General features: G+C 64.5%; 19 protein-coding genes. 15 read left to right on the top strand and 4 right to left on the bottom strand.

Annotation, left to right across the window (positions count from 1 at the left end):
- Window positions 1–40 precede the first annotated feature (40 nt).
- Entirely contained in the window at window positions 41–2563 is a 2523-nt protein-coding gene (locus ACZ5BO_RS22175) for a TonB-dependent receptor (RefSeq protein WP_464696481.1), read from the bottom strand.
- A 652-nt stretch (window positions 2564–3215) separates the two neighbouring features.
- Here ACZ5BO_RS22175 and ACZ5BO_RS22180 point away from each other — a divergent pair.
- The 14 genes from ACZ5BO_RS22180 (at window position 3216) to fdhD (ending at window position 17648) form a co-directional block, all read left to right on the top strand.
- Entirely contained in the window at window positions 3216–4130 is a 915-nt protein-coding gene (locus ACZ5BO_RS22180) for a GGDEF domain-containing protein (protein WP_025126725.1), read from the top strand.
- A gap of 9 nt (window positions 4131–4139) precedes the next feature.
- Complete coding sequence (locus tag ACZ5BO_RS22185) at window positions 4140–5177, top strand: AraC family transcriptional regulator (protein ID WP_025126724.1); 1038 nt, start codon at window positions 4140–4142, stop codon at window positions 5175–5177.
- Between the two features lie 185 nt (window positions 5178–5362).
- Window positions 5363–6988, top strand: a complete 1626-nt coding sequence (locus ACZ5BO_RS22190; protein ID WP_025126723.1) for an NADP-dependent glyceraldehyde-3-phosphate dehydrogenase — start codon at window positions 5363–5365, stop codon at window positions 6986–6988.
- Between the two features lie 121 nt (window positions 6989–7109).
- Window positions 7110–8150, top strand: coding sequence for an FUSC family protein (locus tag ACZ5BO_RS22195; RefSeq protein WP_464701345.1), 1041 nt, complete (start codon window positions 7110–7112; stop codon window positions 8148–8150).
- A gap of 348 nt (window positions 8151–8498) precedes the next feature.
- Entirely contained in the window at window positions 8499–9035 is a 537-nt protein-coding gene (locus ACZ5BO_RS22200) for a CS1 type fimbrial major subunit (RefSeq protein ID WP_025126721.1), read from the top strand.
- 193 nt (window positions 9036–9228) lie between these two features.
- Window positions 9229–11361, top strand: coding sequence for a TcfC E-set like domain-containing protein (locus ACZ5BO_RS22205; protein WP_464696482.1), 2133 nt, complete (start codon window positions 9229–9231; stop codon window positions 11359–11361).
- A 26-nt stretch (window positions 11362–11387) separates the two neighbouring features.
- Window positions 11388–12056 (top strand): pilus assembly protein, encoded by a 669-nt coding sequence (locus ACZ5BO_RS22210; protein ID WP_025126719.1) that lies wholly within the window; start codon window positions 11388–11390, stop codon window positions 12054–12056.
- A complete protein-coding gene (locus ACZ5BO_RS22215) occupies window positions 12056–13102 on the top strand; it encodes a hypothetical protein (RefSeq protein WP_464696483.1) in 1047 nt (348 codons plus the stop codon). The genes ACZ5BO_RS22210 and ACZ5BO_RS22215 overlap by 1 nt, the downstream gene beginning before the upstream one ends.
- Window positions 13103–13116: 14 nt before the next feature.
- Window positions 13117–13605 (top strand): hypothetical protein, encoded by a 489-nt coding sequence (locus tag ACZ5BO_RS22220; protein ID WP_025126717.1) that lies wholly within the window; start codon window positions 13117–13119, stop codon window positions 13603–13605.
- Window positions 13606–13608: 3 nt separating this feature from the next.
- Window positions 13609–14154: a hypothetical protein gene (locus ACZ5BO_RS22225; protein ID WP_025126716.1), complete on the top strand. Its 546-nt coding sequence runs from the start codon at window positions 13609–13611 to the stop codon at window positions 14152–14154.
- A 68-nt stretch (window positions 14155–14222) separates the two neighbouring features.
- Entirely contained in the window at window positions 14223–14879 is a 657-nt protein-coding gene (locus tag ACZ5BO_RS22230; protein WP_029978081.1) for a hypothetical protein, read from the top strand.
- Window positions 14880–15131: 252 nt separating this feature from the next.
- Window positions 15132–15788: a molybdenum cofactor guanylyltransferase MobA gene (gene mobA / locus ACZ5BO_RS22235; RefSeq protein ID WP_464701347.1), complete on the top strand. Its 657-nt coding sequence runs from the start codon at window positions 15132–15134 to the stop codon at window positions 15786–15788.
- A 65-nt stretch (window positions 15789–15853) separates the two neighbouring features.
- Window positions 15854–16747, top strand: a complete 894-nt coding sequence (locus ACZ5BO_RS22240; RefSeq protein WP_464696484.1) for a LysR family transcriptional regulator — start codon at window positions 15854–15856, stop codon at window positions 16745–16747.
- Between the two features lie 73 nt (window positions 16748–16820).
- Window positions 16821–17648 carry a formate dehydrogenase accessory sulfurtransferase FdhD gene (gene fdhD, locus ACZ5BO_RS22245; protein WP_025126714.1) on the top strand — a complete coding sequence of 276 codons (828 nt, stop codon included), beginning with the start codon at window positions 16821–16823 and terminating at the stop codon, window positions 17646–17648.
- A gap of 135 nt (window positions 17649–17783) precedes the next feature.
- Here the strand turns inward: fdhD and ACZ5BO_RS22250 are convergent, their stop codons facing one another.
- The 3 genes from ACZ5BO_RS22250 to ACZ5BO_RS22260 form a co-directional block, all read right to left on the bottom strand.
- A complete protein-coding gene (locus tag ACZ5BO_RS22250) occupies window positions 17784–18758 on the bottom strand; it encodes a Dyp-type peroxidase (RefSeq protein WP_025126713.1) in 975 nt (324 codons plus the stop codon).
- A gap of 234 nt (window positions 18759–18992) precedes the next feature.
- Complete coding sequence (locus ACZ5BO_RS22255; protein ID WP_025126712.1) at window positions 18993–21266, bottom strand: FdhF/YdeP family oxidoreductase; 2274 nt, start codon at window positions 21264–21266, stop codon at window positions 18993–18995.
- Between the two features lie 285 nt (window positions 21267–21551).
- Window positions 21552–22445, bottom strand: a complete 894-nt coding sequence (locus tag ACZ5BO_RS22260; protein ID WP_464696485.1) for a DMT family transporter — start codon at window positions 22443–22445, stop codon at window positions 21552–21554.
- A gap of 132 nt (window positions 22446–22577) precedes the next feature.
- Between ACZ5BO_RS22260 and ACZ5BO_RS22265 the strand changes: the two genes are divergently transcribed.
- A complete protein-coding gene (locus tag ACZ5BO_RS22265; RefSeq protein ID WP_025126710.1) occupies window positions 22578–23015 on the top strand; it encodes an Lrp/AsnC family transcriptional regulator in 438 nt (145 codons plus the stop codon).
- Window positions 23016–23216: the final 201 nt, after the last annotated feature.

Below are 23216 nucleotides of genomic sequence, written 5' to 3' on the forward strand. Positions count from 1 at the left end.
GTCGATTGCGTCCGCCGCCACCGGGGCAGCGGCCGCTGGCTTAGAAATGGGTGAAGGTCAGGCCGAGCTTGTAGGTCGGGCCGTACTCTTCGTACTGGGCGTTGTAGGAGCGGTTGCCGGTGTAGACGAAGTACGGCTGGTCGGTGAGGTTCTGCGCCTCGAAGCTCAGCTGCAGGTTCTTGGTCAGGGCGTACTTGGCGCTGAAATCGACAAAGGTCTGGGCATCCACGTGCAGGTCGTGGGCCTTGTCGCTGATGGAGGCCAGTTCGAACAGGTAGGCCGACTTGTAGTTGGCCGACAGGCGCAGGCTGAGCTTGTCGTCTTCCCAGCCGAGCATCAGGTTGCCCACGGTGTTCGACTGGTTGGGCAGGTCGATGTCGCGCTTGCGGTTGACCCCGGCCTTCTGGTCGAAGCCCTCGATGCTCGCGCTGGAACGGCTGAAGGTGCTGTTGGCGCCTACCAGCAAGCCGTTCCACGGCGCCGGCAGCCAGTCGAATTTCTGCGAGTAGGCCAGCTCCAGGCCGTACAGCTTGGCGCTGTCGCCGTTGGCGAAGGTGTGGGCCTCGGAGAACCCGCTCCAGGCGCCGGTGCCGGCCAGGTCGGTGTTGTAGACGAAGTTCTGGATGTCCTTGTAGAACACGAAGGCCGAGACCGTGCCGGCATGGCCCATGTAGTGCTCGATGCCCAGGTCCAGGTTGCTCGACTCCAGGGGCTTGAGGTCGGGGTTGCCGAAGGTCGCCTCGTCACCGTCGATGACAAAGCCCGGGGCCAGTTGGCCAAAGGTCGGGCGCACCACGCTCTTGGTCCAGGCCGCGCGCAACTGGGTGTTCTTGTCCAGCTGGTAGCGTGCGTGCAGCCCCGGCAGCCAGTGCTGGTAGCGACGCTGGGTGTCGGTGGCGGTAAAGGCGCCGTCGGTGACCCCGGTGCCCTTGGCCTGGAACTCGGTGCCCTCGTAGCGCAGGCCGGCGATGAAGCGCCAGTCGTCGATGTCCAGGGTGTTCATGAAGTAGCCGGCGTTGATGTCTTCGCGGATCTTGAAGTCGTTGACCCGGGACTCTTCCTCGTCATAGAAGGCCGCCTGATTCAGACCGCCGATCAGCTGCTTGATGGCACCGCCACTGATGCCCGGGCCGAAGCGGCCGAGGGAATAGTCCACGCTGCCCTTCTGGAACTGCCCGAGGTTGAGCTGCGCGTCGCTGAACCCCAGGGCGTCGAAGTCCTTGTAGACCCAGGCCTCCAGGTCGTTGTCCTTGTTGCGCCGGCTGAGCTTGCCGCCGAACTTGAACTGCGCGGCGTAGCCACCGAGGTCGTAGTCCCGGGCCAGGTCCAGGCGCAGATTCTTCTCGGTGTCGGTGGTGTTCTGCTTTTCCCAGTCGACCTTGTCCAGGGTGAAGTTGGCCGGGTCGTAGAAGCCGGCGCCGATCACCGGGCGTGGCTTGCCGTTGCCGTAGAAACCGCTATCGGAAAAATCGCTGTTGCCCTTGAAGGTGGCCCCGGCGATATGCGCCGGGCTGTCTTCGCTGGAACGGCTGTAGCCGGTCTGGCCGCTGAGGGTCCACAGGCCCAGCTGGCGCTCGCCGCCGAACACGTAGGACTGGATCTCCTGGGTCTCCTCGCGCTGCTTGAGCTTGCGCGCGGCTTCGGCGTCGCCGCGCTCGCCGGCCGCCAGGGGATCGGCGAACTCGATGCTGGTGGAGTTGCGGGTCTCGCTGTCCTTGTAGCGGCTGTAGAGGGTGCGCAGGTAGTAACTGCTGCTGTCGTCGGGCTTGTAGTCGAAGTTCAGGCCGCCACCGGCGCGCTCGCGGCTAATGGCGTAGTCGCGCTGCTCGAATTCCTGCAGCTTGGCACCTTGCTCGAAGTCCCAGGCGCCGCCGGTCTCGACGTTGTCGGAACCGAAATCGCGCTTCTGCCAGCTCAGGGCCGCGGCCACGCCGAAGTTGTCGATGCCGTCGCCGAGGCTGAAGCGGTTGCTCGCCGCGCCGGAGAATTTCGGGCTGGTCTGGCGTGTGTTCTGGTCGTAGCTGGCCTCGCTGCTGCCGGTGTAGAACAGGCCCTTGTGGTCGAAGGCCGAGAGGCTTTTCACGTCCACGGTGCCGCCTAGGGAGTTGGCGTCCATGTCCGGGGTCAGGGTCTTGATCACCGACAGCGACTGCACCAGTTCCGAGGGCAGCACGTCCAGGGCCACGGCCCGGCGTGCGCTTTCCGGCGAAGGCACCAGGGTGCCGTTGATGGTCACGCTGTTGAGGTCCGGGCCCAGGCCGCGAACGCTGACGAAGCGCCCCTCGCCCTGGTCGCGCTCGATGCTGATGCCTGGCAGGCGCTGCGCCGCCTCGGCAACGTTCTGGTCCGGCAACTGGGCCACGCCGTCGGCATGCACCACGCTCTCGATGCTGTCCGAGCGACGCTGCTCCTTGAGCGCCTGGTCGATGCTGGCGGCCTGGCCCACCACTTCCACGTGCTCGGTGGCCGCTGGCTCCGCGGCATTCAAACGCTCGCTGGCGATGGCCATGGCCAGCGCGGTCAAGGTAAAGCTGACAAGCCCGGGACTGCTGCGCTTGTACATGATGGTCCTCCCCCAAGAGTCCGCTGACGCCGGGCAAGGGGCCCGGCAACTGGGAGGGCACGCTAGGGTCGGCGAATGACGGTTCTGTGACAGGTCGGGGCGCAAGGCGAGCAAAACGCCCCTTTGCCCGGGTATCGCCCCGGCAAATGAGCTGAAATGACCCCTTGGGCAGGCGCACGTCGCGCGGGCCTCTTCGCCGGCAAGCCGGCTCCTACGGGAAACTGCACGGTCTAACTGCCTGCTGTAGGAGCTGGCTTGCCAGCGAAGGCGTCACCTGGGGCGCTGCATGACTTGCGGGCCTCTTCGCCGGCAAGCCGGCTCCTACGGGGATCTGCACGGTCTATCTGCCTGCTGTAGGAGCTGGCTTGCCAGCGAAGGCGTCATCCGGGGCGCTGCATGACTTGCGGGCCTCTTCGCCGGCAAGCCGGCTCCTACGGGGATCTGCACGGTCTATCTGCCTGCTGTAGGAGCTGGCTTGCCAGCGAAGGCGTCATCCGGGGCGCTGCATCACTTGCGGGCCCCGCCAGCAAAAAAGATCGCCTGCACCCTGAGCTGATTCGACCCCCCCAGCGGTTTTTCCCGGCGTCACCCCAGTGTCATGAACATCTGCTGTGCTGGCGCCCTCTCACTCCTGGCAAAAAGGATCGCGGCCATGTTCTGCGTGCTCAAACCCCATCGCTGGAAGCTCGCCGCGCTGCTCCTGGCGGCCAATGCCGGGCTGCTCCTGCACCTGGCCTGCGGCACCCTCAAGGCGGTCAGCGAATGGCAGTGGCTGGACATCATCGGCGAAGGCGGCTCGGCGCTGCTGGCCCTGGTGTGGCTCGGCCTGGTGCTCAAGAGTCGCCCCGCCGGCCGGGTCACCAACTACCTGGCCCTGGGCCTGAGCTGCATCTTCTTTTCCTGGTGGATCGACAGCCTCGACGAGTTCATCCGCCTGCCCGACAGCATCACCTGGGACCATTGGCTGGAGTCGGGACCGATGCCGGTGGGGATGATCCTGCTGACCATCGGCATCTATCACTGGCACCGCGAACAGCTGGCCATCAGTGCGCAGATGGAAAAGAAGGAACGGCTGTTTCGCGAGCATCGCCAGTTCGACAAGCTCACGCCCCTGGCCGGCGCCGACTACCTCAAGCGCGAGCTGGCCGCCAGCCTGGAAGACGCCCGCCGCCAGCAACAGCCCCTGTCGCTGCTGGCCCTGGACCTGGACCATTTCGCCGCGATCAACCAGCACTACGGCCATGCCGAAGGCGACGCGGTGCTGCAGGCCCTGAGCCATGTGCTGCTGCTCAACCTGCGCCGCCAGGACCTGCTGTGCCGGCTGGCTGGCGATCGCTTCGTGGTGCTGCTGCCCCACACCGGGGAAAGCCAGGCGCGGCTCCTGGCCCTGGAGCTGGAACAGGCGGTGCAAGGGCTGGCGCACAAGACCCGACAGCACGGCGAGCGCCTGCACCTGAGCGCCAGCAGCGCTGTGGTGATGGCCCTGGACGAGGCGCCGGAGGGGTTGCTCAAGCGCCTCAACCTGGCCCTGGCACGGGCCAAGCAGCCCCTGGCGAAAACCGCCTGAGGCGCCGTCATGACCGTGAAGACCAGTTGGTACGAAGCCGACACGCGCTTTATCCCCGGGCACTATCAACCGGCGGCGCTGATCGACCTGGCGCTGTCCCGGGACATCGACAGCCATCGCCTGCTGCGCGGCACCGGGCTGTTCCACGAGGACATCCTCGCCGGCCAGACCCGCCTCAGCCCGCAACAGTTCCTGACCCTGATCGGCAACAGCCGGCGCCTGCTGGATGCCGATGACAGCAGCTTCCTGTTCGGCCAGCGCCTGCTGCCCGGCCACTACGGCGCCGCCAGCCACGCCCTGCGTCACGCGCAGAACCTGCACCAGGCCCTGGACAGCCTGATCCAGCAGCAGGCCCTGCTCAGCCCTCTGGCCAGCCCGCGACTGCTGCTGGACGAGCACTTCGCCTATTGCTACTGGCTGGACAGCTGCGGCGCCGGCGAGCACTGGCGCTTTGTGCTGGAGGCGAGCATGACCGCGCTGGTGGCCACCAGTCAGTGGCTCAGCGGCCAGCGCCTGCCCTGGGAATGCGGGTTCAGCCATGCCGAACCGCGCTATGTGGAACAGTACTGGGTGCACCTGGGGGAACACAGCCAGTTCCAGCGCCCCCTGGACCTGATGCGCATCCCCCGTGCCTGCCTGACCCAGCCCTGGCCCAACGCCTCGGCCACCGCCGGCCAGGTGGCACGCCTGGAGGCCGGCGAGCAGCTGCAGCAGCTGGGGTTCGACAGCAGCTTTCTCGACGTCCTGTATGACTACCTGCACGACCAGGTGCGCCAGCCGCCCAGCCTGGAGCAGACGGCCCAGGCCTTCGGCATGAGCCCGGCGACCCTCAAGCGCAAGCTGAGCAAGCACCACAGCGGCTACCAGCAACAGGTGGATCGGGTGCGCAAGCACGTGGCCCTGTACCTGTACCAGATCAAGGGCTGGAGCAACGAGGCGGTGGCCGACTACCTGAACTTCAATGACCCGGCCAATTTCCGTCGCTCGTTCAAGCGCTGGACCGGCAGCACCCCGACCTTGATCCGGCAGTTGCTGGGCAGCGGCTGAAACGTTTAATCTCAAACCGCCAGCCACCGCACCCCGATCCCCCGCCAGGGCTGATCCGGGCCCCTCGCGCCCTGGCGCCAGACGCAAAAACCACTAAAGCGCCGGGCCATTCAGGCGTATAAACCCTGGAGCGATGTCGCCACCTGTCATCCGCGCCGGAGCCATTTCCAACACGGGGTAGAGTCATGACCACAGCCACGCTGCTCGACAACCTGTTTCCCGCCGCTGCCCAGATTCCCGAAGCCTATCGCCTGCCCGACCCGGTGCAGCAGCGCGACTACCTGGTGGACGGCGAACTGCGCACCTGGAACGGCCCCCTGGCCCAGGTCCGCAGCCCGATCTACCTGGACACCGCCGACGGCGACCAGCAAGTGATCCTCGGCAGCACCCCGCTGCTGGACGCCGACACCGCCCTCACCGCCCTGGACGCCGCGGTGCGCGCCTACGACCGTGGCCAGGGTGCCTGGCCAACCATGCGCGTGGCCGAACGCATCCAGCACGTGGAAGCCTTCCTGGCGCGCATGCGCGAGCAGCGCACGGCGGTGGTCAAGCTGCTGATGTGGGAGATCGGCAAGAACCTCAAGGACTCGGAAAAGGAATTCGACCGCACCTGCGACTACATCGTCGACACCATCGGCGCGCTGAAGGAGCTGGACCGGCGCTCCAGCCGCTTCGAACTGGAACAGGACACCCTCGGCCAGATCCGCCGCGTACCCCTGGGGGTGGCCCTGTGCATGGGCCCCTATAACTACCCGCTGAACGAGACCTTCACCACCCTGATCCCGGCGCTGATCATGGGCAACACCGTGGTGTTCAAGCCGGCCAAGCTCGGCGTGCTGCTGATCCGGCCGTTGCTCGAAGCCTTCCGCGACAGCTTCCCGGCCGGGGTGATCAACGTCATCTACGGCAGCGGCCGCGAGACCGTCAGCGCGCTGATGGCCAGCGGCAAGATCGACATCTTCGCCTTCATCGGCACCAACAAGGCCGCCAGCGACCTGAAGAAACTCCACCCCAAGCCGCACCGCCTGCGCGCGGCCCTGGGCCTGGACGCGAAGAACCCGGGGATCGTGCTGCCCGACGCCGACCTGGACAACGCGGTCAGCGAGGCCCTCACCGGCTCGCTGTCGTTCAACGGCCAGCGCTGCACGGCGCTGAAGATCCTGTTCGTCCATGAAAGCGTGGCCGAGCGCTTTATCCAGCAGTTCAACGCCAAGCTGCAGGCCCTCAAGCCGGGCATGCCCTGGGAGCCGGGGGTGGCCCTGACGCCGCTGCCGGAGAACACCAAGGTCGACTACCTGCATGCCCTGGTGGCCGACGCCCAGGCCCACGGCGCCAAGGTGGTGAACGCCCACGGCGGCGAGGCTCGGGCTTCGTTCTTCTACCCGGCGGTGCTGTACCCGGTGAACCCGCAGATGCGCGTCTACCACGAAGAGCAGTTCGGCCCGGTGGTGCCCATCGTGCCCTACCGCGACCTGGACACGGTGATCGACTATGTCCTGGATTCGGACTTCGGCCAGCAGTTGAGCCTGTTCGGCAGCGACCCGGCGCAGATCGGCCGGCTGGTGGACTGCTTTGCCAATCAGGTCGGGCGGATCAATATCAACGCCCAGTGCCAGCGCGGCCCGGACACCTTCCCCTTCAACGGCCGCAAGAACTCCGCCGAAGGCACGCTGTCGGTACATGACGCGCTGCGCACCTTCTCGATCCGCACCCTGGTGGCGACCAAGTTCCAGGAGCGCAACAAAGCGCTGATCAGTGACATCATCCGCAATCGCGAGTCGAGCTTCTTGACCACCGACTACATTTTCTAAGGCACATGCCACAGCACCCCGGCAGCCGCGCGACCCGCGGCTGCCAGTTGCCCCAAGGCCAACCGGAGGACCCGACCTGGACCTGTTCAAACCCCTGCGCAACCTCCACCTGCCGCCCTGGCTGCGGCGCCTGCTGCGCCCCGTGCTCGACCCCTACCGGCGCTACCGCCACGCCCGGCTGATCCATGCCGTGCGCGTCGCCCTGGGCCTGATCGCCACCATCCTCCTGACCACCGGGCTCAACCTGCCCCATGGCGAATGGGCCTCGGTGACCATGCTGGTGGTGATCGGCGGCCTGCAGCACCACGGCAACATCGGCAAGAAAGCCACCGAGCGGGCCATCGGCACCCTGGTGGGCGCCGGGGTCGGCCTGGTGCTGGTGGTGCAGCAAGCGTATTTCGGCCACCCCTGGATCACCTACCTGGCGATGTCGGCGGTCTGCGGCTACTTCTCCTACCACGCCATCGGCAAGGGCGGCTACACCGCGCTGCTGGCGGCGATCACCGTGTTCATCGTTGCCGGCCACGGCGACAACCAGATCAGCGACGGCCTGTGGCGCGCCGTGGACATCCTCATCGGCATCGCCCTGGCCCTGGCGTTTTCCTTCGCCATCCCGCTGTACGCGGTGTACTCCTGGCGCTACAACCTGGCCAGTGCCCTGCGTGACTGCGCGCAGTTGTACGGGCGGATCATCCGGGGCCAGTCGGTGACCGACGACGAGCACCTCAAGCTTCTGGGCCGGGTCAACAGTGCCATGCTGCAACTGCGCTCGCTGATGCCTTCGGTGTCCAAGGAAGTGCGCATCTCCATGACCGAACTGGACGCCATCCAGCGCAACCTGCGGATGTGCATCAGCACCCTGGAGATTCTCGGCAACACCCGTCCCGACGCCAGCGACCGACAAGCCATGGCGCAGATGCAACTGACGCTCAAGAGCGAGCACCGGCAGATCCGCGTGCAGTTGATCGGCATGGCGCGAGCCTTGCAGTCGGGGGTGACCCAGCGCCTGGACAAGCCCCTGGAAGGCGGCGCCGAGAACGCCCTGGAGGCACCGGTGTATTCCGCCCTGGACGGTTACCGGCTGCTGACCCGGCAACTGGCGGCCACCCTTGGGGAAATGCGCCAGCGCCTGGCCAAGAGCGCCCGCCACTGGCGGATCTGATATGACCGCAGCCCTCCAGCGTACTTGTCCAGAGTGAACTCTGGACAGTGCCTATAGAGTCACTCCCTCTGCCCCGCCCCCATCGTTTTCCAATCGTCATAGCGCCGACTATTCACACCCTGGAAAACAACTTAATAGCCTTATCCACACAAAATCCAATGATATATGAATAGCCTTCACTGCTCTAAGCGCAGGGTAGTCTTTGATAAATCTAAGAATTTTCCTATTTCCCCAAAGATGTGAAATAGCGATCATTATCGCGGAAACCTTAATGGCTCCCCAGCCACCAAAGTAACCTCGATAATTAAAACACTCTTCGCTCAACTCATTTTCAGCATGGAAGTAATCATGAAGCTTAAACACATCCTCATCGCCATGGGCTTGAGTGGTGCACTTATTGGCATGGCGCAGGCCGCACCCGCTTCGTCAAATACCGTTTCCAAGAAAATCACCCTCACCGCACAAATCAACGATGCCATGTTCGTTTCCAAGGCCGATGGTTCGACCTGGTATGAGACTGAAGAACTTGAGCCGGTGGATTACACCCAGAAAGCGTTCTCCAAGACCCTGCCAATTCGTGTCTGGACCAAGAACAGCGAGTTCAATGTTTCATTGGCACAACCGTTGAAACTGTCCAACGGCAGTTATGAAATGACCAACACTACCGTGAGTATTTCGCACTCCGGTGGCGAAGCTGCGGTGACCTTCGGCACCCCACTGAAAGTGACCCAGACCGTGGTCGCCAACGGCGGCTATGACGAAGTCCATAGCCTGAAGATAGGCGCCAAGGCACCGATCAAGACTGCAACCGGCCCTAGCACCAACGGCAGTTACAGTGGCGAGTTGGTGATGCTGTTCGAACCTGTTGCCGCAACTGGTACATAAGTAGCACCTGTCTCTCGAGCCCTCTTTGAGGGCTCTTCCCGGCTGTCACTGGAAACACTTAGGCATGCGCCCGCATCCCCCCTTCTTTCAACTACACAGATTGTTTGTGTGCGTCATTTCGCTTGTCTCGACCCAAGTACTCGCTCAAGTAAAGATTACCTACGGGGTTCCTGAAGGTTTTAGCGCGATTGAAATGGAAAACACTGCACGCTATGTCGCCAACTATAACGGCCAGACCTTGCCCGGCTTTATCAGTTATTCGATGGAACAGCGTGGCTTGGTATTCGATTCGGCCCAGTACAGGGAAAATGGCATCACACTTGAAGACCTGCAAACCATCAGGCGCGTATTGGCAGGAGTCAACTACAAACAATGCAGCAATGGCTGCGACCTGCGCGTTGCCGAGCATTATGTAACCCTCGATAAAACCCGGCGCACGCTGAACATACGCAGCGCCCAGGAAGACTATCTTGCACCGACAACTTCCTGGGGCTTGATCAACAATCAATCGTTGGACCTGCGCAGTTCTTCCGAGCGTTATCACGCCATGAACTTGAACGGTAATACCTGGCTCGGGCTACCGGGGCGCAGTTTTGGCTACATGAACTGGTATGCCAACCGCAGCAGTAGCGAGGGTCGGCGCAGCAGCGACCAGGGAATATCGTCCTACTACCTGCAAAAGAACTTTGCCGGCACCTATGTGCGTGCCGGCAAGCAGAACAGTATCGACTACAGCTCAAGCTCGGTCAGCACGGTGCTGTCGCCAAGCTTCGACCAGTTCTTCACGTTCGGCAGCCAGGGCAACCTGCGCACTCACCAGGACGCGGGGGCGCTGGTGCTGTTCTCCACGGCCGAAGGCAACTACGAGTTCTACCGCAACGGGCGGTTGGTGCTCAAACGCCCCGCTGCGCTGGGCCGCAACGAAATCAGCTTCCTTGATCTGCCCGGTGGCTACTACCCCATCGAGATTCGCCTGGTGGATCGCAACGGCAACCTGGTGACCCGGGAAACCCAGGACGTCAACAACCTCAACTTCACTGGCGAAGCGGCCAACGCCTGGCGCGTTACCGCAGGCAAGGACATGGAGGCAGGCGGACAACTGTTCGAAGCCGCCCTGAGCCGCAACCTCAGCCAGCTCTACTTGAATGCCGCCGCCGTGACCGGTGACCGTTCGGACTGGGCCTCGGAGGTCAATATCTCCCGGCCTTCCACCCTAGGCCCCCTGGACCTGTCGCCCACCCTGGGCGTATTGGCTGGTGAGCGCGGCTCAGGCGGCTATCTGAACCTGAACCTGAACAATGAAGTGCTGGGCAGCCTCATGCTCAGCCGCTATCAGAGCAACGAGGTCTCGCGTTTCTACTGGGGCATGCCAAGCACCAGCCTGTCGTACAGCAAGAACCTGGGCAACCTACTGTTTGCCTACAACTATCGAAGCTCCAGCCACGCAGAAACCCAACAAGCCGAAGTGCGCTGGAACTACCGGCCCAACGGGCTTTGGTCGACCTTTTCCCTGGGCGTGCAAAAAGGCGGTGCCACTGCGAGCAACAGCGATTACACCCTCTACCTGAACATGTCATGGATGCTCGACCGATCCCAGGCGAGTGTGCGGGCGGCCCAGTTTGGCGGCCAGACACAGGTGACCGGGGACTACCGCCAGACCTTCGAGGACAGCTATGGCACCACCACCGGCGGCGTGACCGTCAATCGCAGCAATGGCCTGAACAACCTCAATGCCTATGGCAGCCGCTCCGGTACACGTGGCGACGCCTCGCTGAACCTTGGTCACAGCGCCGACGCCAACAACCTCGATTTCAACTACCGCGGCATGCTCGCGGCCAATCGCCAGGGAATCGCCCTGGGACGCTACAGCAGCAGTGGCAGCGCCATGTTGCTGGAAACCCCCGACCTCCAGGGCACTCCCTACGGCTTCAGCGTGGAAGGCCACCCCGTGGCGGGCGGCAGCACCTACGCCGTGCCCCTGAACAGCTACGGGGATGTGCCGTTTGCCCGCGTGATCAGCGACAGCCAGGACATGGACATGAACATCGAGGTGCCGGCGAACATCATCCGCGCCCATCCCGGGCAGGTGTACAACGCCCAGGCCAAGGTCGATATCAACAGGGTCTACAGCGGCCTTTTGATGGACGCCAACGGCCGCCCGGTGGGCGGCAGGATCCTGGAGACCGGTGATACCGCCTACCCCAACGGCCTGTTCTCGATCGCCCACAAGACCCTGTTGACCCACATCACCGTGGAACAGCCGGGACGCCAATACCGCTGCGACCTCACCCGCGCCGTCAACGGCAGCTACTACCCGTGCCAGTGACGAAGCCCCCACTACAGGAACCCACCATGATATTGCGTACCACGCTGCTGGCACTGCTGAGCTGGACGGCACTGGCCCAGGCCGAAGGCGAATTGATGGTCATGCCCGCCAGCCTCAAGGTCTATAACAACCACGAGCATTCGGTGACCGTGAGAAACGTCGGCGATGCCCCCCTTTACCTGTCGATCAACCTGCTCAAGGTGATGAACCCGGGGCAGGAGCCGGAGCGCAAGCTGGCGCTGCAGGAGCTTGATCACCCCGGCATCCTCGCCAGCCCGGACAAGCTCACCCTGGGCCCGGGACAGAGCCGCGCCATCAGCCTCAAGTCCCTTGCCGAGCCTGCGGCCGAAGCGCTGTTTCGCCTGTACATCGTCCCGGTGCGATCAATGCAGGTTGAGCAGGCGTCGCCCGACAAGATCAGCGCCCCGATGTCGGTCGCGGTCGGCTACGGCGTGCTGGTGCGCCATATGCCGCCGCCGGCCAAACAGCACTCGGCCTGGGCAAAGCGCTGTGATGCCGCGGGCATGACCCTGGAGAACACCGGCAACGTGCGCACGGTGCTGTCGCAAGTCGAGGTGGCGCCAGGCGCGCCCAGGCTCAAGGTGGCCCTGTTCCCTGGAACACCCCAGCACTTCGACAGCAAGCGCCTGAGCCTGGTCGCCGATGATCAGCCTCAGACCCTGGAATGCCCCTGATGACCAGGACTCGACAGGGGCCGGCCCGGATCGCCCCGACCACCGCGATGCGCCGCAAGAGACGCTGCTGGACAGTTCCAGCCTCACTGTTGCTGGCCTACCTGACACTCGGCGCGGACGAGGCGTCTGCCTGGGTCCTGAAATACAGCAACCTGAGCAACGGCTACAGCAGTTGCAGCTTCAAGGACAACGGCAATGGCACCAGCACGCTCCAACTGACCATCGACTACAAGTCGAGCAGTGGTCACACCGACGGCTCATCGTTTAATTCACGGGGCATTCTGATCTACACCTATGACGCCAATGGCAAGCTGAAAACCAGCTCCAGCAGTGCCAAGAACCTGTCGATCAACGGAGTCAAATACTCGAATACCTTCGCGGGCGAGGGCTACGTGATGTATTACGGCAGCGCCAGCCCATGGAAAACCACCAGCGCCTTTACCGCTGCCGTTGAGTTCCAGGTCGACAACTCGAGCATTGCCGCCTGGCCTGCCGTGGGCATCCGCGCGGGTAACTTCACGGGGGGCAACGACGTGGGCGAGAGCACCGGGCTGGCCTACCTGTCCTCGACCACCAAGGGCGGTGCCTGTCGCGTACTGACCAACCCGGACCTTCCGCCGCCGCCCGTGGATACGACCATCACCATGACCGCACCGGACTGGGACCTGGGCGAACTGCTGCGGGGCGAGGAAACCCTGAAGACCTTCAGCGCCACCAACCAGCAACTCTGCTTCACCTATGACGGCTCGAAGTTCATCACCTATCAAAAGTTCATCATCAACGCGAGCAACGAAAATGGCCTCTCGGCCAACGGGCGCTACCAGCTCAAGCACCTCGAGGACAGCTCGCAGACGGTGCCCTACAGCCTGAGCCTGAACAGTGGCAGCACCCTGGTGCCCTTGCCCAACACTCAAAATGCCCTGTTGTCCCTGAGTTCGGATGGCCGCATGTGCTTTGTTCCAACCTTCCGGGCCCTGGCGCAAAAGTGGGCCAAGGGCGGCGCCTACAGCGATGTGCTGACCTTCACCATTGTGGCCAAGCCCTAGGAACACCTGCCCCGATGAACGATCCGATTGTCATGCTTCTGGCCTTGATCGCGCTCTGGTCACCTGCGGGCCTGGCTGCCGGGGTGTTGAAACTCTCGAGCACCGAGCTGCGCTTCGCCCCCGACCAGCCTCAAGGCGAACTCTATGCGCAGAACACCGGCGACAGCCCCTTGTACCTGGACGTGGCCCAGCAACTGGTGGTGGCCCCGGGGCAGCCCGATGAACACCTGGTGCCCATTCATGAGGTGCGGCGCCCCAGTTTGCTGGTTACCCCCAATCGCCTGGTACTGGCACCGGGACAGAAGTACCGGATGACCCTGAAAGCACTGCAGGTGCCTCTCCACAACCAGGTCTGGCGCATCACCTTCAGGCCCCGCGAGCGAGTGATCGTCGAAACCGGCCCGGCCGCCGGGCAGCCGGCGCCCCTGGCCGTGAGCGTGGGCTATGGGGTGGTGATCTATCAACGGGCGGCGCAGCAGCAGCCCCCTGCTCATCAGGAGTAGCACATGAACAAAACCGCACAGGCGTGCCTGCTGCTGGCCCTGGGGGCACTGCCGCCCCTGGTGTCGGCGGATGTGATCCTGCTGGGCAAGACCAGCAGCAAGATCAGCGCCTACCTCAAGCCCAACAACAATCTGTTCGTCACCGACGACACCGGTGGCTGGTTCGCCCAGGGCCTGGAAATGGCGCAACTGGGGGGGTGGGACACGCCCTATGAAGTGCGGGCGCGGTTGCGGATTGTCTCGTCCACCGGAGTCTTCCAGGTACGCCTGGATGAGCCGCTGCAGATGCGCAACGCCAGCAATGCCGCGCAGGTGTTCCGGCAACCCAGGGTGGACCTGGGGGCGGAAGGCGAAATGCCCAAGACCCTTGCCGTTGGCCAGGGCACCTCATTCAACAACCCGCCCCGACCGGCGCCCGGAGAAGACTCCACCGGCTATTACGGCCTGACGGTCTCGGCCTACCCGCCCGATGGCAGCTTCAAGGAAACCAGCGGCGCCTACAGCGGGGTCCTGTCGCTGACCTTCGAGCCGGTGATTACCGACCCATGATCCAGCCCGCTCGCGGCCATGCCTGCCCAGAGCCATCGGCCAGGTCCCACCCATCCCATGGAAAACTCATGACACGCCTCACCCTGCACACCCTCGCGCTGTCGTCGTGGCTGGCCGTGGCCTCGCCGGCCTTTGCCCTGATCGATGTCCAACCCAAGATCACCGAGGTGCGCGAGCGGCCGATGACCGTCGAAATCGCCAACCACGGCGATCGCCCGGAATACATCTCGATCTCCCTGTCGCATCTGAGCAACCCCGGGGTCGAGCTGGCCGAGGAACGCCTTGAGCCCATCACTCAAGCGCAACGGCCCAAGCTCTACGCCACGCCCTTTCGACTCGAGCTCGCGCCCGGCCAGAGCAAGACCGTCACCTTGAGGCCCCTGGAGCCGGTGCAGCAGGAACAGGTGTACCGCCTGGACATCAAGCCGGTGATGAACCTTTTGGACCCAAAGCAGGCGAACATCGCCGGCCACGTGGTGATCAATCTCGCCTTCAGTGCACTGGTACGCCAATTGCCGCCGCGGCAAGTATCGGCGCTTGAGGTGCGCTGCGAGGTCGGGGGCGCGCGCTTCATTGCGACCGGCAACACCCGCTATCTGGTTGAGAACGCCCGGGTGGACGGCACACTGAGCGAGCCGTTCAACGTGTACCCAGGTGTGCCGCTGCGGGTCGAAGGCGCGAAGATTCAAACACCCGGGCACCCTCCGTGCCCCGTTGCCGGCTAAGGCCAGGCGCTGCGCCTGGGCAGCGATGCGCAAGGCCCCGCAGCCGAGTTCACCGGCCTGCCCTTCTGCCACCGGCGCACCGGGCACCCTGGGCGCCGGCCAAGGGACATCACGCGCGGCAGCCCGCTCGTTGCGCCAGCGCCGATGAGGCCATCGATCAGCCGGATCAATCGACCATTCGACACCTGTGATTGGACGTCATCGAAGGACAATGAGATGGTTTGCGCCCCACAGTCTCCGTTGCGCCTGACCATGACCCCGACCCGACCCGCCACCGCCCTCTCCCTGCCCTGCTCGATCCTGCTGCTGGCGGGTGGCCGCGGCGCGCGCATGGGCGGGCGCGACAAGGGCCTGCTGCCCTGGCAGGGCCGGCCGCTGATTGCCCATGTGCACCAGGTGGTCCGGCCGTTCAGCGATGACCTGATCATTTCCTGCAACCGCAATGCCGAGCAGTACCAGGCCTATGCCGACCGTTTGGTGGAGGATTCTCAGCAGGGCTTTCCCGGTCCCCTGGCCGGGGTCCTCGCGGGCCTGGCAGCGGCCCGTCATCCCTGGTTGCTGGTATTGGCCTGCGATGCGCCGAAAATCGACAGCGCGCTGATCCAGGCCTTGCTGGCGGCACGAGCGAACCCGCCGGCGCCGCTGATGGTGCAACAGGCCGGGCAATGGCAACCCATGTTCAGCCTGCTTCCCACAACCCTGCTGGCCAGCCTGCACCAGGCCTGGGATGCCGGTGAGCGCAGCCTGCTGCGGGTCCTCGAGCGGCATGGGTTGACGCCTCTGCCGTGTGCCGTGGACGACCCGCGACTGAGCAACTTCAACACCCCTGAACGCCTGTCTGAAACGGACCTTGCCCCCTTGGCCCCGGTAGGCAACAAGCGCTGCGCAGACGCTCCCCCCGGGGAGTGACCCCCTTCACAGGGGCAGGACTGTTGCGTTAATACTGACCCGACCCTTTTCCGCCAGGTGCCGCTGTGGACATCAAGCAACTCAAGTTTCTGATCGCCCTGGAGCAGACCCGGCACTTCGGCCAGGCCGCCGTACGCTGCCACATCACCCAGCCGACCCTGTCCATGCGCCTGCGCAACCTCGAGGATGAACTGGACCTGGTCCTGGTGACGCGAAGCCAGCGCTTCGAAGGTTTCACCGAGGCCGGCGAGCGGGTGCTGGCCTGGGCCAAGACCCTGCTGGCGGCCCATGACGGCTTGTATGCCGAGGCCGCCGCGTGCCGCGGGCAACTGGTGGGCAAGCTGCGCCTGGGGCTGGTGCCCCTCAGTGGCTTCAACCCCATTCGCTACGTCCAGAACCTGTCCGCCAGCTTTCCCGAACTCCAGTTCAGCCTGTCGTCCATGAGCTCCGACCGGATCATCGAAGACATCGGCAATAACCAGCTGGACCTGGGGGTTTGCTACCTGGATCGGGTGAACGCCCACTACCTGGACTTCTTCGAGATCGGCCAGACCCAGGTCGGCCTGCTCTACGACACCCGGCACTTTCATTTCGAAGGCCCCGAGATGGGCTGGGAAGATGCCGCCCAACTGCCCCTGGGCATGCTCAGCAGCGGCATGCATTATCGCAAGTCCATCGACCTGAGTTTCCGCAGCCGTGGCCTGAACCCGACGCCGATCTTCGAGAGCGATTCCACCCACCAGCTGTACCAGGCGATCCACGCAGGCTTCTGCTGCTCCATCATGCCCCTGGACAGCGGCCTGGATTCGCCGATCGACACCCTGGCCTTCATCCGCCTGCCGGATGCCAGCGTGCTGGCGCCCCTGGGCCTGGTGATGCGCAAGACCGAACCGCGCTCGGTGATCGCCGAGCAGTGTTTTGCCGAAGCCAGGAAGCTGTTTGCAGGCAACAATGAATGAACGCCCAGCGGGCTTTTTCTACCACGCCCTGGCCCCATGGCCGGGAGCGAATTGAGTGTATCGAGGTATCGTCATGGTGTGCCGGATCGAACCAGCGGATCAACAGCCCGAGGCCAACGCCCCCGCTCCCGCGCCACAGCAGGTCAGCTACCGGGAATACGACGCCCGGGGCCAGGTGGCCCAGGCACCGCTGGCGGCGGAAATTGCCCTGGCCATTACCTACAACGGCCTGAGCCAGGCGGTGATGATGGTGTCTCCGGGCAATCTCGAGGATTTCATTCGCGGTTTCAGCATCACCAACGACATCGTCAGCGACCTCGATGAGATCTACGACATCCGCCTCAGCCATTTCCCCCAGGCCTGCCAGGCCGATGTGGAGATTTCCAGCCGCGCCTTCTGGGCCCTCAAGGACCACCGCCGGCAAATGGCCGGGACCAGCGGCTGCGGCCTGTGCGGCGTGGAGGCCCTGGACCAGGCATTGCCGCAGTTGCAGATCCTTGAGCCGACGCCACTGCCGCCGGCCGCACACCTGCAGGGCCTGCGCGACCGCATCGAACAGGCCCAGCACATGGCCCGCAGCAGCGGCGCGCTGCACGCCGCGCTGTACTTCGATGAGCAGGGTGAAGTGCGCCTGTGCCAGGAGGACATCGGTCGCCACAACGCCCTGGACAAGCTGATCGGCGCCCTGCTTCACGCCGGCATCGACGGCCGCCAAGGGTTCACCGTGGTCACCAGCCGCTGCAGCCTGGAGCTGATCCACAAGGCCGTGCGGGCCCGGCTCGGGACCCTGGTGAGCCTGTCTGCACCCACGGCGCTGACCGTGCAATGGGCCAACAAGCACCGCCTCAACCTGATCCACGTGCCCCAGCGCAATGCCCCGCGGATCTACAGCCCGGTGTAACCTCGACGCGGCCTCGCCACAACGGCAACAGCCGGTTCAACCACCGCTGCTGCGCGAATCCTCAGGCGCCCGTCGGTGCGGGCATGCCCGCGCCGCCAGCCGAACGTGGCTCGGGGGTCGGTATTGTCCCGGACCTCAGGGCTGCTGGGGCGAGCGCTCGGCCAACGCTTCCAGGAGGTCGGCCGAAGGCACGAAGAACAGGCCGCCGGTGACCGCGGTGCTGAAGTCCAGCAAGCGATCGTAGTTGCCCGCCGGGCGCCCGACGAACATGTTCTCCAGCATCTGTTCCACCGGCCGTGGCGAACGGGCGTAGCCGATGAAATAGGTGCCGAATTCCCCGGCGCCGGGGCGCCCGAACGGCATGTTGTCGCGCAGGATCTTCACCTCCTCGCCGTTCTCTTCCAGGGTGGTCAGGGAGCTGTGGGAGCAGCTGGGCTTCACCGAGTCGTCCAGCTCGATGTCCGCCAGCTTGGTGCGGCCGATGATGCGTTCCTGGGCCTCCACGGTCAGTGCGTTCCAGGCATCCATCTTGTGCAGGTACTTCTGCACCAGCACATAGCCGCCGTTGACGAATGCCGGATCCTCGCTGCCCACCAGGGTGAAATCCAGCGCCTCGCGGCCCACCGGGTTTTCGGTGCCGTCGACAAAGCCGACCATGCTGCGCATGTCGAAATAGCGAAAGCCCTGGACCTCGTCCACCACCTGGACCGCCTGCCCCAGGGGCTTGAGCAGTTGGGTGGCCAACTCGAAGCACAGGTCCATCTGCTCGGCGCGGATGTGCAGCAGCAGGTCACCGGGGGTGGACGGCGCCAGGCGCCCTGCCACGCCGACTTCGCGAAACTCGTGCAGGGAGGCCGGGCGCGGTCCGCCGAACAGCCGGTCCCAGGCACTGGAGCCGAAACCGCAGACACAAGACAGGTTGCCCGCCGGCACCCGCTTGCCCACCGAACGGGTCAGGGCCGCGACATCGGCGCACCAGTTGCGCAGGGTGTCGGCGGCCGCGGCGCCAGGGGCCAGGGTGGCGACGATAAAGATGGCACTGCCGGTGATGGGGCTGCAGATGGCTTGCGGCTCGGGTCGCTGCTCGGCCATGGAGGGATAGGTGGTCATGATGGGTTCCACAGGCTGCGGGAGAAAAAACACAGAGCGGAAATTAGCAGATTATGCCGCGCAAGCGGCACTGCCAGTCACCTTCGACCCGCCAGCCAAGGCTGGGCTGCCGAGGCTGGAGCAGGCGGTCTCGTCCGGGCCTGGGCGTTCGACGCTTCGATGCGCAGCCGGCCCAGGCGCCTCACACCCGCCCCGCCGGCGGCCCGGGACGATCGCCATTGCCGCCTGCAGCGGTTATTGCAAGGTCGAGCGTACCACCCGCACCGGCACCGACTTGTAGGACGGCGTGCCGCTGTCGACGTCCAGGTAATCCAGGGGCACCAGGCAATTGGCCTCGGGGTAGTAGGCGCCCACGGTGCCCGGGGCGATCTTGTACTCGATGGCGGTGATGCGTTCGTAGCGCAGGCGGCGCTCGCCGATCACCGTCTCGATGTCCACCAGGTCGCCGTGGGCCAGGCCCCGGGCATCCAGGTCGGCCTGGCTGATGAACAGCACGTCGCGCCGGCCGAACACCCCGCGATAGCGGTCGTCCAGGGCGTAGATGGTGGTGTTGTACTGGTCATGGCTGCGCAAGGTGATCAACCGCAGCACCTCGGCGCCGTCCACTTCCTTGTCTTCGTGCAGCCCGGGAAAGACGAAGAATTCGGCCTTGCCCGAAGGCGTCAGCCACTGGCGTTCGGTCGCCGCCAGCGGCATGCGGAAACCGCCGGGAACACGGATCCGCGCGTTGTAGTCGTCAAACCCGGGCACGGTCCGCTCGATCAGTTCGCGAATCTTGTCGTAGTCGGCCACCAGTTCCAGCCAGGGCACGCGGCTGTCCGGCAGCGTGGCCCGGGCCATGCCGGCAACGATGGCCGGCTCGGAAAGCAGGGCCTGCGAGGCCGGGGCCAGCTTGCCGGCGGAGGCATGCACCATGGACATCGAGTCTTCGACGGTGATTGCCTGGCGCAGGCCGTCCTGCACATCCAGTTCCGTGCGCCCCAGGCAGGGAAACAGGTAGGTTTCCCGGGCCACCAGCAGGTGGCTGCGGTTGAGCTTGGTGGCCACGTGCACGCTCAGGTCGAGCTTGCCCATGGCCGCAAAACACTGGCCCGGATCAGGCAGGGCCACGGCAAAATTGCCCCCCAGGCACAGCAGCGCCTTGGCACTGCCGGCGATCATCGCCTGCATGGCCTGTACCGCATCGTGGCCATGGGCCGAGGGCGGTTTGAAACCGAACACCTGTTCCAGCCGGGCGAGAAAGGCCGGCGAAGGTTTTTCGGTGATGCCCACGGTGCGGTTGCCTTGCACATTGGAATGCCCGCGCAACGGGCAGATGCCGGCCCCCGGTTTGCCCAGGTTGCCGCGCAGCATCAGCAGGTCGCAGATCAGCCGGACATTGGCCGTGCCCTCGTTGTGCTGGGTGATGCCCATGCCATAGGTGACGATGGTGGCGTTGGACTTGGCATAGGCCGCCGCGACCATCTCCAGGTCCGCCTGGTGCAGGCCGCTGGCCTGTTCGATGTCTGCCCACAAGGTGGCGTGCAGGTCCGCCATCAGGGCCTCGATGCCGCGGGTGTGCTCGGCAATAAAGGCATGGTCGAGAACTTGCCCCAGGCTGTCCTCCAGGGCCAGCAACGCCTTCATCACGCCCTTGAGCGCCGCGGCGTCGCCACCGGCCTTGACCTGGAAGTACGACGAGGCGATGCGAGTGGAACCGTAGGTGGCCATTTCCACCATGTTCTGCGGGTCGGCGAAACGCTCCAGGGCCCGCTCGCGCAGGGGGTTGAAGACCATGATCGGCACCTTGCGCCGTGACGCTTCATGCAGGGTCCCCATCATCCGCGGGTGGTTGGTACCCGGGTTGTGGCCGATGGAGATGATCAGCTCGCAGACGTCGAAATCCTCCAGGGACACCGTGCCCTTGCCGATCCCGATGGACCGCGGCAAGCCGACGCTGGTGGGTTCGTGGCACATGTTCGAGCAGTCGGGAAAGTTGTTGCAGCCGTACTCCCGGGCGAACAACTGGTACAGGTAGGCGGCTTCGTTGGAGGCCCGGCCGGAGGTGTAGAACTCCACCTGCTCGGGCGCCAGGCCACGGAGGATTTCGCCGATGCGGGCGAAGGCCGCCTGCCACTCCACGGGCTTGAAGGTGTCACTGGCACGGTCATAGACCAGCGGCTCGGTGAGGCGGCCGAGGTCTTCGAGCTGATAGTCCGAACGCTGCAGCAGGGAACTCACCGGGTGCTGGGCGAAGAACTCCGGGGTCACCCGCTTGTTGGTGGCTTCCCAGGTCACCGCCTTGGCGCCGTTCTCACAGAACTGGAAGGTCGACTTGTGCTCCTTGTCCGGCCAGGCACAGCCCGGGCAATCGAAGCCGTCGGGCTGGTTGGTGCGCATCAGGGTCAGCGGCGCCTTGAGGGTGTCCATCTGTTCGCGCACGGCCGTCGCCGTGGCCTTGAGCGCCCCCCAACCGCCGGCGGGCCCCTCGTAGTTGCGGATGCCGGGAACCTTGCGTCGAGTGCTCATGATCGCTCCAGGGCCGGTTCGGCCCTGCACGGCGCGAGTCGGCGGTTGCAGATGATCGACCGCCGAGGCGGCATCGGAAAAACCGCGCAGCCCGGGATGACTCAAGGGCCGGATGGGCGGGCTGCCAGGTGCTCGAGCCAGTGGCAAAGCTGCAGCGCAAAGCCTGAGGCGCATGCTGAAATCTAGCGCTGCGCCTTGGCCTGTCAAGGCCAGGCGCCGACCGGTAGAGCCACGCTACGGCGCCTCAAGTCCAGGCCCTGGCGCCTTGCCAACGGCCGCCTGCGCTCACTGCAGGACGCTGCGCCGGCGCTTCAGGGTCCAGCCCTGTTGCATGCCGGCGGCCGCCAGCAGGATTGCCCCGACACCCAGCCATTGCAGGAGCTCGAGGCGATGCCCGAAGGCCAGCCAGTCGACGAAGATCGCCGCGATCGGGTAGATGAAGGACAAGGCGCCAGTCAGGGCTGTGGGCAATTTCTGGATCGCCCCGTACAGAAACACGTACATCAGCCCGGTGTGGACGATGCCCAGGGTCAGCAGGCTGGCCCAGGCGCCGGCCTGCTGGGGCGGCTCGCCGAGGTTGGCCCAGGGTGCCAGCAACAGCACGCCAGTGCAGACCTGGATCAGGGCGATCAAGTGCGGCGGAGTCCCGCTCAGGCGCTTGATCAGCAAGGCGGCGAAGGCATAGAGCGCGGCGGCCCCCAGGGCCAGGGCGATGCCGCTCAGGTAGTCGCCACCGGCCTCGCCCCGGGAGCCGTGGGCACTGACGATGGCCAGCATTCCGGCAAACGCCAGGCACAGCCAGAACAGTTTCTGCGGGGTGATCTTCTCCCCCAGGAACAACGCGCCCAACGCCACCAGGATAAACGGCTGCACGTTGTACACCGCCGTGCCGATGGCGATCGAAGCACGGGAGTAGGAGGCGAACAGCAGCACCCAGTTGCCGACGATCGCCACGCCACTGAGGACCGCCAGAAGCAGCACGCGCCTGGTCAGAATGTTCTTACGCAAGAAACCGAATACGCCGCAAATCAGCAGCAGGGTCGCGGCACCGAACAGGCAACGCCAGAACACCACATCCAGCACCGGTTGCCCGGACACCAGGACGAACCAGCCAATGGTTCCGGAAATCAGCATCGCGACGGTCATTTCCAGCGATCCGCGACGGGTCAGCGCATCCATGATTCAGCTCCTCTGCAAGTGGCCAAATTATGCCGAGGGAGCACCCGCCATCGCCAGTTCATAACCTAGGCTAGAATCAATCCAGACCTTTTTTATCAAGGCAAAAAAGCCAATCCACCTATCGAGAACAGCATGCTTGATGCCATCGACCAGGCGCTGATCAGCGCCCTGATGCAAGACTCCCGACGCTCCCTCAAGGCCCTGGCGCAGATCAGCGGGCTGTCCGCCCCCAGCGTGGCCGAGCGTCTGCGCCGCCTCGAAGATCGCGGCGTGATCAGCGCCTATACCCTGGAGGTCGACGCCAGGCTGCTGGGTTACCAGTTGCAGGCCATCGTGCGGATTCGCCCGTTGCCGGGCAAATTGCAGGAAGTCGAACGACAGATCCTGGCCATTGCCGAGTTCACCGAGTGCGACAAGGTCACCGGCGACGACTGCTTTATCGCTCGCCTCCAGGTGCGCTCCATGGAACAACTGGACACCCTGCTGGACCGCCTCAATCACTTCGCCGAGACCAACACCGCGATCGTCAAGAAATCGCCGATCAAGCGGCGTTTGCCGCCCCTGGAATGAGCGCGTGATGCAGGGGCGTTCCGAGGTGCCGAGCGGGGAAAAAAACCGCCATCAAACGCCTCGAGAACGCCTGACCTAGAGGTATTTTCACAAGAAAGAAGCCAATATCCTTACAACATTTAAGGATTTTTCTCACATGGCATAAGACAATTCTTAAAGTGGCCAGGGGCGGCTTTTTGGCGCCAATTTCAGTGCTACCCT

The organism is Pseudomonas sp. FFPRI_1 (assembly GCF_055384485.1).